Source organism: Myceligenerans salitolerans (genome assembly GCF_017349295.1).
Lineage (GTDB): Bacteria > Actinomycetota > Actinomycetes > Actinomycetales > Cellulomonadaceae > Myceligenerans > Myceligenerans salitolerans.
Genome location: NZ_JAFMPK010000034.1, coordinates 17,170 through 30,657, shown reverse-complemented (window position 1 = coordinate 30,657; position 13,488 = coordinate 17,170). Strand labels below are relative to the sequence as shown.

Below are 13,488 nucleotides of genomic sequence, written 5' to 3'. Positions count from 1 at the left end.
CCAGGACCACGGCGGACCGGCCGCCGACCCAGGGACGGGCCCACCGCCTCGGTCAGGAGCGGGCTCAGCTCAGGAACGGGCTCAGATGAGGCGAGCCGAGCGCCCGGACCGCCTGGCGCGCCCCCGCCCGCAGGCACTCACCCGTCCCGGCGCCCGTCAGGTGGGCCGCGAGGAACCCGGCGAAGAACGCGTCGCCGGCCCCGTTGGTGTCGACGACGTCGGCCGGCTCGGCCGCGCACTCGGACCACCCGTCCCGGGTGAGCGCCACGGCGCCCTTCGCCCCGAGGGTGCAGACCACCGTCGTGGCGCCCCGGTCGAGCAGCGCCCGCATCAGAGCGGGGTGGTCGTCCGTCCCGTCGTCGTTGAGGAAGACGTGCGAGCAGGCGTCGGCGAACGGCCGGTGGAACTCGCTCACGCCGTCGTAGTCGTGCAGGTCGGTCCAGAGCTCGGCGCCGCCCGCGCGGGCCGCCTCCAGCAGTTCCAGGCCGCTCGCGCCGAGGTCGAGCACCACGTGGCGCGCCCCGGCGAGGCGCGCGGTGACGTGCTCGTCGCCGGGGCCGGCGGGCTCCGAGGGCACCGCGAGATAGACGGACACCCGCTCCCCGGCGCCGGTCATCAGGTTGAGGTGCTGCTCCGTCGGGCCGGGCGCGCGGTGCGCGAGCACCTCCAGATGCTCACCGGCGGCGCCCAACGCCTCCAGCACCAGCTCCGCCTCGGCGTCGTCGCCGACGGCGGTCACCAGCGTGACCGGGGAGCCGAGCTCGGCAAGGTGCAGCGCCTTGCCGGCACTGGTCCCGCCGAGCGTCCGAACGGTCCCGCGCGCGAAGACGGTGTGGGGCCGGGGCGCGGGCAGCTCGTCGAGTCGCACGAGGGTGTTCCACGAGGCGGGGCCGACGACGACGGTGGCGGGTGTGCTCATGCGCCCATACTCGCCCGGATCGTCCGGCCCGTCAGGACATGGCCGGCGAAAGTTTCCGGGTCGGTTGTAAACGATTCACCCGCTGGTCGCCGGTGCACGGATGCGCACAGTCTGACGCCATCGGCACAAGCCGTCCGACAGGTCGGCCCGAAGCTCGAGGAGGAGCATCCCATGACAGTGCGTGCGCGAACGCGCGGCCTGATCCTGGCCGCCGCCATGGCGCTGGCCGCCCCGCTGGGGCTGGTCGCCGTCGTGTCGGCGGACACCGCCATGGCCCCGCCCGCGGCGGCCCACGGCAGCGTCACCGACCCACCCACCCGCAACTACGGCTGCCTCGACCGCTGGGGAGACGACCACCTCAACCCCGAGATGGCCACGATCGACCCGATGTGCTGGGGAGCGTGGAACGCCAACCCCAACGCCATGTGGAACTGGAACGGCCTCTACCGTGAGAACGTCGGGGGCAACCACGAGGCCGCCGTGCCCAGCGGCACCCTCTGCTCGGGTGGCAACACCGAGGGTGGCCGGTACGACTACATGGACACCCCGGGTGAGTGGGTCGCCAAGGGTGTGCCGCACAACTTCACGCTGACCCTCACGGACGGCGCCAACCACGGGGCCGACTACCTGCGGATCTACGTGTCCAAGCCCAGCTTCGACCCGACCACCGAGCGCCTCGGCTGGGACGACCTGGACCTGGTCAAGCAGACGGGGTCCTACCCGGCCCAGTCCCCGTACGTGACGAACGTGGACCTGTCCGGCTACAACGGCCGTGCGGTGCTGTACACGATCTGGCAGGCCAGCCACCTGGACCAGCCGTACTACCTCTGCTCCGACATCAACATCGGCGGGGGCGACCTGTGGCCCGACGACCCGCAGCCGGAGCCGACCGACCCCGACCCGGAGCCGACCGACCCGGACCCCGAGCCGACCGACCCGGACCCGGAGCCCACTGACCCGGGGACCGGGGAGTGCACCGCGACCGTGTCGGTCACCAACTCCTGGGACGGCGGCTACCAGGCCGAGGTCACCGTCACGGCGGGTGGCTCCGGCGTCAGCGGCTGGGAGGTCACGGTGGCCGGTGCGACGATCACCCAGGCGTGGAACGCGAACGCGTCCGGCAACACCCTGACCAACGTCGACTGGAACGGCAGCCTCTCGGCCGGAGGATCGACCACGGCCGGGTTCCTGGGTAGCGGCAGCGGGAGCGGTCTCTCCGCCACCTGCTCCGCCGCCTGAGCGGGAACCGGCTCGAGAACACCGCGGGAGGCCCGATCCCGCGGTACGCCCGGGGTGGCGGTGATCCAGGTACACCGCCACCCCAGGCCCCCGGACGCCGGGGTGCCGACCTCACGCGCGGTCGACACCCCGGCGTTCTTCTGCCGGGCGCCTCGGACCCGTCCCCGTCCGGGCGGGCGGATCGACACCAAGGACCACGCATCGATGCGACCAATAAGTGAGACCGATCTTGTCGATCGTTCGTGCCGGGGTTAGGCTCCCCCACATGCGCATCGTCCGAATGTGCCGCCTCTGTCGGTAGAGCGTCCACGCCACGTCTGACCCGTGTCGACACCGTGCCCCGCACGGACCACCGGTCGCGACGCCCGTGCGACGCTCCCACACCACTCTCACACCCACTGATCCCAGGGACAACCGGCGGCGTCATGCCGGAGGTGCACTGCCAGAGGCATGCACCGGCACCGGGCCGCCGAGCAGACGAACCACCCGCAACAGCCGGACGACACGAAGGAAAGAGACACCATGGCCCGCATCTACGACGACGCGACCAAGCTCATCGGTAATACCCCGCTGGTGAAGTTGAACTCCCTGGCGAAGGACCTGGAGGCGACGGTCCTGGCCAAGCTCGAGTTCTACAACCCCGCCAACTCGGTCAAGGACCGTATCGGCGTCTCGATCATCAACGCGGCGGAGGAGTCGGGCGAGCTCAAGGAGGGCGGCACGATCGTCGAGGGCACCTCCGGCAACACGGGCATCGCCCTGGCCTGGGTGGGCGCCTCCCGCGGTTACAAGGTCGTCCTCGCCATGCCGGAGACCATGTCCAAGGAGCGGCGGGCTCTCCTGCGCGCGTTCGGCGCCGAGATCGTGCTCACGCCGGGCGCGGAAGGCATGAAGGGCGCGGTCGCCGCCGCCGAGAAGATCGCGCAGGAGCGCGAGGGCGCCGTGCTGGCCCGCCAGTTCGCCAACGAGGCCAACCCGAAGATCCACCGCGAGACCACGGCCGAGGAGATCTGGGCCGACACCGACGGCGACGTCGACATCGTGGTCGCCGGAATCGGTACCGGCGGCACCATCACCGGTGTCGGCCAGGTGCTGAAGGAGCGCAAGCCGGACATCAAGATCGTGGCCGTGGAGCCCGAGGAGTCCCCCATCCTCAACGGTGGCCAGCCCGGCCCCCACAAGATCCAGGGCATCGGCGCGAACTTCGTCCCCGAGATCCTCGACACCGACGTGTACGACGAGGTCATCGACGTGAACTTCGCGACGGCGGTCGAGACCGCCAAGCGGTCGGCCTCCGAGGAGGGCCTGCTCGTCGGCACCTCCTCCGGTGCGGCGTTCGCGGCGGCCCTCGAGGTGGCGAAGCGCCCGGAGAACGCCGGCAAGACGATCGTCGTCGTCGCCCCGGACTTCGGCGAGCGTTACCTGTCGACCCCGTTGTTCGAGGGCCTGGTCGACTGATGGCCACGTCCTGGGCGCCCACCTTTCTCCAGCTCCTCAAGGAGGACGCCGAGACCGCGCGCGCCCAGGACCCGGCCGCGACCTCGCTGAGCGCGGTCGTCCTCACCTACCCCGGCGTGCACGCCGTGTGGCACTACCGCATCGCACACGCGATGTGGCAGCGGCCGGGGCTGCGGCTGCCCGCGCGCGTCGTGTCCCTGATCTCACGCCTGCTGACGGGCGTGGAAATTCATCCGGGCGCGAGGATCGGCCGCCGCCTGTTCATCGACCACGGCATGGGCGTGGTCATCGGGGCGACGGCGGAGGTGGGCGACGACTGCCTCCTCTTCCACGGCGTCACCCTGGGCGGGCGCTCGATGAGTCCCGGGAAGCGGCACCCGACGCTCGGCGACCGGGTCATGGTCGGCTCGGGCGCGAAGGTGCTCGGGCCGCTGTGGATCGGGGACGACGCGAAGGTGGGCGCGAACGCGGTGGTGACGCGGGACGTGCCGAACGGGGCGGTGGCCGTGGGCATCCCCGCGCGGAACCGGACGCCCGCCCCCGCACGTGCCGGCGCGGTGGTGCAGGACCCGTCGGAGCTGATCGAGTACGTGATCTGACCCGCCGGTCGCCGGCCTCCGGACCACACGCCTTTGCCGACCGCCCGGCCTCAGGCGGCCCGGGCCGCCGGCGCGAAGAACGTCCGCAGGTCCCCGACCACCAGCCCGGGCACCTCGAGGGCCGCGAAGTGGCCGCCCTCCGGGTACTCGGCCCAGTGCTCGATACGGCTGTTGTCCCGCTCGGCGAACGCCCGGATCGTCTGGAAGTCGGAGGCGAAGACGGCGACACCGGTGCGACCCTCACTGACCACGGGCTCCGCGCCGGAGCGCGCCTCCTCGTAGTGGTAGCGCACGGCCGTGGCGGACGTGTTCGTGAGCCAGTAGAGGCTGGCCTGCTCCAGCACCTGGTCCCGGGTGACCGCGCTCGTGCCGTTGCCGAAGTTCTCGAACAGTTCGCTGTACGCGAGCTGCGCCACGGGCGAGTCGCTCAGGCCGGCGGCCACGGTCTGCGGGCGGGAGCCGTTCATGGCGTTGTAGCCGCCGACGCCCTGGAACCACTGCAGGTGCTCCAGCGCCGCGAACTCCTTGGGCCCGAATCCGTCCATCTCCCCCGGCTCGCCGCTGGGGAAGGAGAAGAGCTGCAGGACGTGGGCCCCGAGGAAGCCCTCGGGGTTCAGGACCGCGAGCTCGCGGCTGACCAGGGCGCCGGCGTCGCTCCCGTGCGCCCCGTAGGACGCGTACCCGAGCCGGCGCATCAGGGCGTCCCACGTGCGCGCGACCCGTGCGAACGTCCACGGCCCCTCCGACATCGGGGTGCTGAACCCGAATCCGGGGATGGACGGGATCACGACGTCGAAGGCGTCCTCGGCGCTGCCGCCGTACGCGACCGGGTCGGTGAGCGGCCCGATCAGGTCGAGGAACTCGAGGAAGGAACCGGGGTAGGTGTGGGTGAGCACGAGCGCGCGGGCGCCCGGTTCCGCCGAGCGGACGTGGACGAAGTGCACGGTCTGCCCGTCGATGGTGGTGAGGAACTGCGGGTACGCGTTGGCCCGCTCCTCGACGGCGCGCCAGTCGAACTCGTCCCGCCAGTGGTCGACCGTCTCGCGCAGGTACGCCGTGGGCGTCCCGTAGTCCCACGAGTCTCCCGGGGCGGCGGCGGGGAACCGGGTGCGGCGCAGGCGCTCCTGCAGGTCGTCCAGCTCGGACCGGGGGATCTCGATCCGGAAGGGGCGGATCTCGGCGGTCCTGGCGGTGGTGGCGCTGGCGTTCATGGCTTCCTCCTGTGTGGCGCGGGCGCGCCGCCCGTGCGACGTCGTTCCCGCGGTCCTGCTGATGGGTACGACGTTACGGAGGGTTCAGGAACGGTTCTTTCCGTTATTCTGAACGAATGAGCACGACGTCGGGCCGCCTGCTCTCCCTGCTCGGCCTGCTGCAGTCTCGTGCCGAGTGGTCGGGCCCGGAACTCGCGGCGCGCCTCGACGTCACCGACCGGACGATCCGGAACGACGTCGCCCGGCTACGCGACCTCGGCTATCCGGTCGACTCGGCCCGCGGGCCGGGCGGTCGCTACCGGCTCGGCGTCGGCGGCAAGCTCCCGCCCCTGCTCCTCGACGACGACGAGGCGGTGGCCGTGGCCGTCGGACTGCGGGCGGCGACCGCCGTCGCCGGGATCGAGGAGAGCAGCACGCGCGCGCTCGGCAAGCTCGAGCAGGTGCTGCCCGACCGGCTGCGGCGCCAGGTCTCCGCGCTGCGCTCGGCCACGAGCGCGGGCCCGTCGAACACCGACAGCAACGTCGAGGACCCGGTGGTCGACCCGGCACTCCTCACCGAGCTGGCGGCAGCCATCCGTCACCACCAGGGGCTCCGGTGCCGGTACCGCGGCGAGCCGCGGGAGCTGGAGCCGTACCGGCTCGTCGCCTGGCAACGCCGCTGGTACCTGGTGGGGCGCGACGTCGGCTCGGGCGGATGGGCCCCCTTCCGCGTGGACTGGCTGGAGCTGCGCACGCCCGGGGGACGGCGGTTCGCGCCGACCGATCCGGGATTCGACCTGACCGAGTTCGTCGTCCGCGACGTGGCGCGCACCGGCTGGGCGATCCACGCGAGAATCAGGGTTCACGCACCGGCCGACGACGTCCTGGCACGCGTCAACCCGGCCGTCGGCACGGTCGAGCCGCTCGACGCGCACACGTGCGTGCTGGTCACGGGCGGCGACAGTCTCGAGGTCGTCGCCGTGTGGATCGGCATGCTCGGGCTCGACTTCACGGTGGAGGATCCGCCCGAGCTGCTGGAGCACCTGGAGGTACTGGCACGCAGGTACGCGGCGGCGGGCGGCTGACCGGGCCGCACGGCGCGTCGCGGGTTTCCTCCCACCGGTGCACGGCACCATCGAGGTGCCGGCGGGCCGCGGCAGGTCGCCACACGCCGCGACCCGCGCCTGTGCCCCTCGTTCACGACGCGGTCGGCACCCCGGCCGGTACGGTCCGGTTCCCGGGTGCGCCCGGTGGCCCGTCGTCGATGCCACGCACTCCGTCGTCGACGTCGGGCACACCGCCGGCGTCAGGCGCAGCGCCGGCGTCAGGCGCACCATCGGCGTCGGACATACCGCCGCCGTCGGGCGCACCGCCGCCGTCGGGCGCACCGTCGCCGTCGGGCACGCCGTCGACGTCAGGCACGCCGTCGACGTCAGGCACACCGCCGCCGTCGGGCGCACCGTCGACGTCGGGCGCGACCCGTCGGCCGAGGACGAACGCGGCCGCGGTGATCCCGGCGCAGATCGCGGCCACCATCGTGATGAACGCCGCCGGATGCCCTCGATCGAGCAGGACACCGGCGGCGACGGGGCCCGCGATGGTGCCCACCTGGAACGCCGCCGAGCTCAGGGCGTTGTAGCGGCCGCGCAGATGGTCGGGCGCCAGATCGTTGGTCAGCGCCGGCAGAGCGGACTGGAGCAGGGCTTCCCCGACGGCGAAGACGCCCATGAACCCCAGGACGACGGCGACGCCTCCCGCGGTGCCCGGCACCAGTCCGGAGACACCGAGGACCAGCCAGGAGCCCGACCAGATCAGCCCGAACAGCGCCAGCACACGCGTCCGGCGGTGGCCCCGCGCCCGTTCCATCACCCAGAACTGCAGCAGCACGATCACCGCCGTGTTCACCACGAAGGCGAAACCCACGGTGCGGGTGGACACCTCCGCGACCTGGCGCGCGTACGCGGGGAAGCCGCTCTCCATCTGCCCGTAGCCGGCGAACGCGGCCAGCGCGGCCAGCACCGTCAGCCACGCGACCTCGGGACGCCGCAGGATCGCGAGGTAGCCGGCGGCAGCGGCACCGTTCGCACGTGCGCGCCCGGCGCCGTCGTCCGCCGCTCCGGCGGCCTCGGCACCGGACTCCCGGCGAACCGCCTCGGCACCGGACTCCCGGCGAACCGCCTCGGCACCGGGCTCCCGGCCGGACGCCGAGGCGTCCGAGCCCGGCCGCAGATGCCGCAGGGGTCCGAGGAGCACGACGACCGGAGCGGCGAAGGTGACCGCGTTCATCAGGAAGGCGACGACGAAGGTGACCGGCCGTTCCACGTCGACCAGCAGTCCACCTACCACGCCACCCACGCCGATCCCGAGGTTCACCAGCGCGAAGTTCACCCCGAAGTAGCGTTGCCGCAGGTCCCCGTGGACCACCGTGGAGATGAGCGCGTTGTTCGCCGGCCAGGCGACGCCGAACTGGGCGCCGAACAACGCGAGCCCCACGGCCGCGGCCCAGGGCACGGTCGCGAAGGCGAGGATCGTCTGCCCGGCGATCGCGCAGGCCATGCCGGCCAGGAGGACGCTGCGGGCGCCGAACCGGTCGATCAGCACGCCGGCCGGCACGGTCACCAGGAGCCCTGCGACCGCGATCAGTCCCATCAGGGTCCCGGCGAGGTCGAGGGAGAATCCGCGGACCTCGTGCAGGTAGATGATCGTGAACGGAAGGGTGAGGCCACGGCCGAACGTGTTGACCACCACGGTGGACAGCAGCCAGCGGCCGTCACGAGGCAGGTCGGCCCAGAAGCCGAGGGCGCCGCGGGATGGAGAGGATGTCACGGGCCGATCCTGCCCCGGGCCGCGCCGGCACGGCGAGCGGATTTCGGCCGGCGCGCTCGGCCCTACGGGAGCCCGCGGTCGTCAGCCACCTGGTCGTTCGATCCCGTGGCCCGCCGTACCGCGCGGTCGCGCCTGCGGCCGTTTCGCTGGTGCCGCTCGGGGTGCCGGGCGTTCACACCGGCCGGCGGCGTCCTGCCAGGCCGGTGGGCGCCTTCGCGAACCACGCGTCCTCGACGGCTTCCGCCAGATGGGCAGGGGAAACCACGTCGAGCTGAACGAGCACCGCCGGATAGCCGTCGAAATGCGGGATGGTGAAGAACCCTGGTCTGGCCTCGGCCAGCAGCGCCTCCTTCTCCCCCAGGTCGTCGACGCTCACCGCGAGGATCGGACCGTCCGGGACGGGGTCCTCCCCGAACCTCGTGACGTCGGCCTTCGAGAACGGTCGCTCCCAGACGAACGCCTTTCCCGCGACGAACCAGGCGCGGCCGCGGTAGCGGGTCCCCTCGGCGGTCTCGGGCAGCTCCGCGACGAGCCGGGCGACGTCGTCGTAGGTGGCCATGGATCCGAGCGTACGCCGCCTCGGTACGGCGGGCCGGGCCCACGCCACCCGGTGCCCGGACCGGACCCACGCCACCCGACGCCCGGACCGGACCGACTCCGCCCGGCGTCCAGGGCGCGCACGCGTGGCGGGCACGGCGTCCGGGCTGGGGCGCCGGCCGTGAGCACCGGGCCACCCGTGGCGCCGTCGTCCACGGTAGGGTTGGCCCGGTACCTGGGACGCAAAGTCCCAGGAAACCGGCCGACCTCCCTGACCGCTCGACGACGAGGACCCACCATGCGTATCGGCATCCAGACCGGCTACTGGTCACGCAAGCCCCCGAAGGGCATCCAGCAGTCCATCCTGGCCGGCGACAAGCTCGGTCTCGACTCGGTCTGGACCGCGGAGGCCTACGGCTCGGACGCGTTCACGCCGCTGGCCTGGTGGGGATCGCGCACCAGGAACGTGCGGCTCGGCACGGGGATCGCGCAGATGGCGGCCCGCACGCCCACCGCCACGGCGATGCATGCGATGACGCTGGACCATCTGTCGCACGGACGCTTCGTGCTGGGGCTGGGCGCGTCCGGCCCCCAGGTGGTCGAAGGCTGGTACGGGCAGCCGTACCAGCGGCCCCTGGCCCGCACCCGCGAGTTCGTCGACGTCGTGCGCGAGGTGATCGCGCGCGAGCGCCCCGTCTCGTACGACGGCGCGTTCTACCGCATGCCGCTGCCCGACGACGCCGACGGCGCCACCGGCCTGGGCAAGGCACTCAAGCCGACGGTCCACCCCTTCCGGCCCGAGATCCCGATCGTGCTGGCCGCGCAGGGGCCCAAGAACATCGCGTTGGCGGCGGAGATCGCGGACGGCTGGATGGGGTCGTTCTACGCGCCCCGGCTCGACAGGGAGTTCCGGGAACTGCTGGACGCCGGTTTCGCGAAGCGCCGCGAGGAACGCTCACCCGCGAGCGGGTTCGAGGCCATCGCGACGGTCCCGGTGTTCGTGCGCGACGACGTGGAGGCGGCGGCGGACCTGATCCGCCCGTTCGTCGCGCTGTACGCGGGCGGGATGGGCGCGAAGGGCGCGAACTTCCACAAGCAGTCCCTCGACCGGATGGGGTACAAGGAGGCCATGGACGAGGTCCAGGACCTGTACCTGGCGGGCCGCAAGGAGGACGCCGCGCGGGCGGTGCCGACGGAGCTGGTGGACGAGGTGGCGCTGATCGGCCCGGTGAAGCGGATCAGGGACCGGTTCGCCGCCTGGGAGGACACGCTGCTGACGACGATGCTCGTCCAGGGCGATCCGTCGTCGGTGCTCACGGTCCTGTCGATCGCACAGGAGCGCGCGGCGGGCTCGCAGGGGACGACGCCGGGCGCTCGGCGCGCCGCGCGCACCCGAGCGGTGGCGGGCCGGGCGCTGGCGAAGCTGGCCCCGACGAAGGTCCCGGCCGCGCGCTGACCACCCGCCACACCAGCCCCCCATTCACCACACCAAGCCCCCCACCCACCACACCAAGCCCCCACCCACCGCACCGAACCCCCCACCGACCACCTGCCAATGACCACCCACACAGCAGGCCGGCCCGCCATCGATGCGGTCGGTCCGATGTCGAACTCGGTCGGTCCGATGTCGAGCGGTCGGTCCCTCAAGCGACCGACCGCATCGACAACGGACCGACCGCTCGACATGGAACCGACCGCATCTGGCCGCGAGGGGGATGGAGGTGTGGATGGTGACGGTCCGGCGACGGCACCTCCTGCCACGCTGGATGGATGACGAGCAGCGAGATCCTCCTGGCTCAGGAGCACGACCGAGACCGCCTCCGGCGCTACGCACGGTCCGGCGACATGGTGCGGGTGCGTCGTGGGGCGTACACCGAGGCGGTCGAGCACCGGCCACGGGACCTCGTCCTCCTGAAGGTCCAGGCTCTGCACCGGCAGTTGCGCGCCGAGCACGTCTTCTCCCACAAGGCCGCGGCGGTCCTGCACGGTCTCCCGACCTGGACCCTGCCGGAGCGCATCGACCTGATCCAGCGGTATCACGCGGGATCGAGAGCGTCGCACGACGTCGCACGTCACCGGACGGCCCTCCCATCCGACCAGGTCACCACGACCGCCGGCGTCCCGGTCACCAACCTCGCGCGGACGGTCGTCGACTGCGCTCTCACGCTCCATCCCATGGAAGCCCTGGTCATCGCCGACGCGGCATGCCGAGCGAATCTCGACGTCGGCGAGGCGCTGAAGATCCTGGGCGCGCGACGAAACCGGCGTGGGACCCTGGCCGCGCGACATGTCATCACGAGCGCCGACGGCGGCGCCCAGTCGGTGTGGGAGAGCCGGACTCGCTACATCCTGCTCCGGGCGGGTGTGCCGGAGCTCGTCACGCAGATGCCTGTCCGAACAAGGCTCGGTACGTTCCACACCGACCTGGGCATCCCGCGACTCGGCGTGGGCATCGAGTTCGACGGCAAGGTCAAGTACCGCACCGGGGCGCTCCGCATCGGTCACGACGGTGCGGACGAGTTGTTCCGCGAGAAACGCCGAGGGGATGCGATCGCGGAAGCCGTGACACTGGTGCGGACCACGGCCGCCGACAGACCTGACGCGCTCGTCGACCGGGTCGTGCACCACCTGCCACCGGACCTGCGTGAGCTGCTGCGTGTCGACCGCCGGATGCCCCCGGCTTTGTGACCCTGCGCCTCGCGTCCCAAAGCCCCACGGCTCATGCGGTCGGTCCGATGTCGAACTCGGTCGGTCCGATGTCGAGCGGTCGGTCCCTCGAGCGACCGACCGCATTGACAAGGGACCGACCGCATCGACGAGCGACCAACCGCTCGGCAGAGGACGGCCACATTGAGGGGGCGGAGGGGGCAGGCGGACGGCGTCGTCTCGCGAATTGCCTCGCGCCCGCAGGGTGTGGCGGGCACGATCGGGGCATGCATACTTCCTCCCTTCCGGACGTCCCCCTGCCGGCCGGTTACCGCTTTCGAACGCTCGCCCAGGCGGACCTCCGTGCGGCCCTCGACGTCGACTTCTGGGCCTTCCCCTCCGGGACCACGCCGGACGAGGCGGCCCAGCACCCCTTCCCCCTCGGCTGGGACCGCGCGATCGGGATCGAGGCGGACGGGTTCGACGGGCTCGCCGCCCTCCACGGCTCCTATCCGTTCCGGGAGTTCGGAGTGCCGGGCGGCACCCTCCCGACCGGAGGGCTGACCTGGGTGGGTGTGCACCCGCAACATCGCCGCCGCGGTCTCCTCACCGGCATGATCGACCTTCACCTGGCACGCTGCCGCGAGCGCGGCGAGCCGTTGTCCGCCCTGTTCGCGGCCGAGGCGCCGATCTACGGACGCTTCGGCTACGGCAAGGCCGCCGACGACGTCCGGCTCACCATCGCCCGCGGCGCGGCCCTCCACGACGTACCGGGCGCGGACGAGCACACCGTGCAGATCGCCCATGCGTCGAGGGAACAGCACGGTGAGGTGGTGGAGCGGCTCCACCGCGCGGCCGGGACCCGTCCCGCCGGTGTCGCGGGGATCAACCGTCCGGGCTGGTGCGAGCGGGAGACGGACGAACTCCAGGCGCACTTCTGGGCCGACCCGACCGCGCACCGCGGCGGCCGGGAGTCGCGCCGGATCGCCGTCGTGCAGCGTGACGGCGAGCCGCGCGGCTACGCCCTGTTCCGCCGGAAGCTCGACTGGGAGACCTTCGGGCCGCGTGGCACCACCGCGGTCACCGAGGCCGTCGCCCTCGACGCCGCGGCCGCCCGCGCCCTGTGGGGCGTGCTGGTCGACTTCGACCTCACGGTCGAGACCTCCACGTTCCTGCTCCCGGTCGACGACGCCGTCACCCGCCTGCTGGTCAACCCGCGCGCGGCGCAACCCCGCGTCGTCGACAACGTGTGGGTCCGGCTGGTCGACGTCGCCGCGGCGCTGGCGGGACGGCAGTACGCCGCGGACGCCGACGTGAGGATCGCCGTGACCGACGCCCGGCTCCCGGAGAACACCGGGACGTACCGGCTCCGGGCGCGCGCCTTCGGCGAGGCCACGTGCGACCGCGTCGCGGAGCCCGCCGACCTGTCCCTCGACGTGCGCGACCTCGGCGCCGCCTACCTAGGCGGGGCGTCCCTGGTGTCCCTGGCGTCGGCCGGGCTCGTCACCGAGCACACCCCGGGCGCTCTGGCCCCGGCGGCCGCTGCGTTCGGCTGGCCGGTCGCCCCGATGAGCAGCTGGGTCTGGTGACCGGGGCGGCCGGCGGGCGTCAACTCGTCACGTCGGGCTCGTCCGGGAACCAGATGGCGCGCTTCAGGTCGACGCGGCGACCGTCGCGGGTGAGCGGGCAGCCCTCCGCGCGCAACGCGTCGAGGGCTGCGGTCAGGTGCCGGGCCGGCGGCGAGCCCGCCGCGTTGACGACGCGCCACCAGGGCACGGCGAAGTCGTCCTGCGCCGGTCCGACGACGACGGCGTTCTCCGGTACCAGATGCTGATATCGGTCGCCGGACGCCGCCATCACGTTGCCGACCTGCCGTGGCCCGCCACGCCCGAGGTCCTCAGCGACGATCTCCGCGATCAGTCCATATGTCATCGCGCGGGCGGGCGGGATCCGACGCACCAGAGCGAGCACGGCAGCGGCGTACTCCTCGGCGCCGGTCAGCGGCACGACACCGGCTTGCCCCTCCATCGCCTCACTGCCGTCCGGCGTACTCCGAGTCACACCCGGCATCGTA

The 13,488-nt window shown here is 72.5% G+C and carries 12 protein-coding genes; 7 read left to right on the top strand and 5 right to left on the bottom strand.

The features are described from left to right. Window positions 1-64: 64 nt before the first annotated feature. Window positions 65-919: a carbohydrate kinase family protein gene (locus J0911_RS08545; RefSeq protein ID WP_207275038.1), complete on the bottom strand. Its 855-nt coding sequence runs from the start codon at window positions 917-919 to the stop codon at window positions 65-67. Between the two features lie 171 nt (window positions 920-1,090). Between J0911_RS08545 and J0911_RS08540 the strand changes: the two genes are divergently transcribed. The 3 genes from J0911_RS08540 to cysE all read left to right on the top strand — a co-directional run bounded on the left by J0911_RS08540 (window position 1,091) and on the right by cysE (window position 4,215). Beyond that, complete coding sequence (locus J0911_RS08540; RefSeq protein WP_207275037.1) at window positions 1,091-2,158, top strand: lytic polysaccharide monooxygenase auxiliary activity family 9 protein; 1,068 nt, start codon at window positions 1,091-1,093, stop codon at window positions 2,156-2,158. A gap of 522 nt (window positions 2,159-2,680) precedes the next feature. Next, the gene (gene cysK / locus J0911_RS08535) at window positions 2,681-3,616 is read left to right on the top strand and encodes a cysteine synthase A (protein ID WP_207275036.1); all 936 of its coding nucleotides are present in this window, start codon (window positions 2,681-2,683) and stop codon (window positions 3,614-3,616) included. Then, window positions 3,616-4,215 carry a serine O-acetyltransferase gene (gene cysE / locus J0911_RS08530; RefSeq protein WP_207275035.1) on the top strand — a complete coding sequence of 200 codons (600 nt, stop codon included), beginning with the start codon at window positions 3,616-3,618 and terminating at the stop codon, window positions 4,213-4,215. The genes cysK and cysE overlap by 1 nt, the downstream gene beginning before the upstream one ends. Before the next feature lie 50 nt (window positions 4,216-4,265). Here the strand turns inward: cysE and J0911_RS08525 are convergent, their stop codons facing one another. Continuing rightward, entirely contained in the window at window positions 4,266-5,426 is a 1,161-nt protein-coding gene (locus tag J0911_RS08525) for an epoxide hydrolase family protein (RefSeq protein WP_207275034.1), read from the bottom strand. A gap of 116 nt (window positions 5,427-5,542) precedes the next feature. Here J0911_RS08525 and J0911_RS08520 point away from each other — a divergent pair, with 116 nt between their 5' ends. Next, the gene (locus J0911_RS08520; protein ID WP_207275033.1) at window positions 5,543-6,490 is read left to right on the top strand and encodes a helix-turn-helix transcriptional regulator; all 948 of its coding nucleotides are present in this window, start codon (window positions 5,543-5,545) and stop codon (window positions 6,488-6,490) included. A 112-nt stretch (window positions 6,491-6,602) separates the two neighbouring features. Here J0911_RS08520 and J0911_RS08515 read toward each other — a convergent pair whose 3' ends face one another. Beyond that, window positions 6,603-8,231, bottom strand: coding sequence for an MFS transporter (locus tag J0911_RS08515; protein ID WP_207275032.1), 1,629 nt, complete (start codon window positions 8,229-8,231; stop codon window positions 6,603-6,605). Window positions 8,232-8,403: 172 nt separating this feature from the next. After that, window positions 8,404-8,790 (bottom strand): MmcQ/YjbR family DNA-binding protein, encoded by a 387-nt coding sequence (locus J0911_RS08510; protein WP_207275031.1) that lies wholly within the window; start codon window positions 8,788-8,790, stop codon window positions 8,404-8,406. Window positions 8,791-9,066: 276 nt separating this feature from the next. Here J0911_RS08510 and J0911_RS08505 point away from each other — a divergent pair, with 276 nt between their 5' ends. From J0911_RS08505 to J0911_RS08495, 3 genes are all read left to right on the top strand, one after another. Beyond that, window positions 9,067-10,224: an LLM class F420-dependent oxidoreductase gene (locus J0911_RS08505; RefSeq protein ID WP_207275030.1), complete on the top strand. Its 1,158-nt coding sequence runs from the start codon at window positions 9,067-9,069 to the stop codon at window positions 10,222-10,224. A 314-nt stretch (window positions 10,225-10,538) separates the two neighbouring features. Then, window positions 10,539-11,456, top strand: coding sequence for a hypothetical protein (locus J0911_RS08500; protein WP_207275029.1), 918 nt, complete (start codon window positions 10,539-10,541; stop codon window positions 11,454-11,456). Between the two features lie 245 nt (window positions 11,457-11,701). After that, the gene (locus J0911_RS08495) at window positions 11,702-13,003 is read left to right on the top strand and encodes a GNAT family N-acetyltransferase (protein ID WP_207275028.1); all 1,302 of its coding nucleotides are present in this window, start codon (window positions 11,702-11,704) and stop codon (window positions 13,001-13,003) included. Between the two features lie 19 nt (window positions 13,004-13,022). Here the strand turns inward: J0911_RS08495 and J0911_RS08490 are convergent, their stop codons facing one another. Beyond that, complete coding sequence (locus J0911_RS08490) at window positions 13,023-13,442, bottom strand: MGMT family protein (protein ID WP_207275090.1); 420 nt, start codon at window positions 13,440-13,442, stop codon at window positions 13,023-13,025. Between the last annotated feature and the right edge of the window lie 46 nt (window positions 13,443-13,488).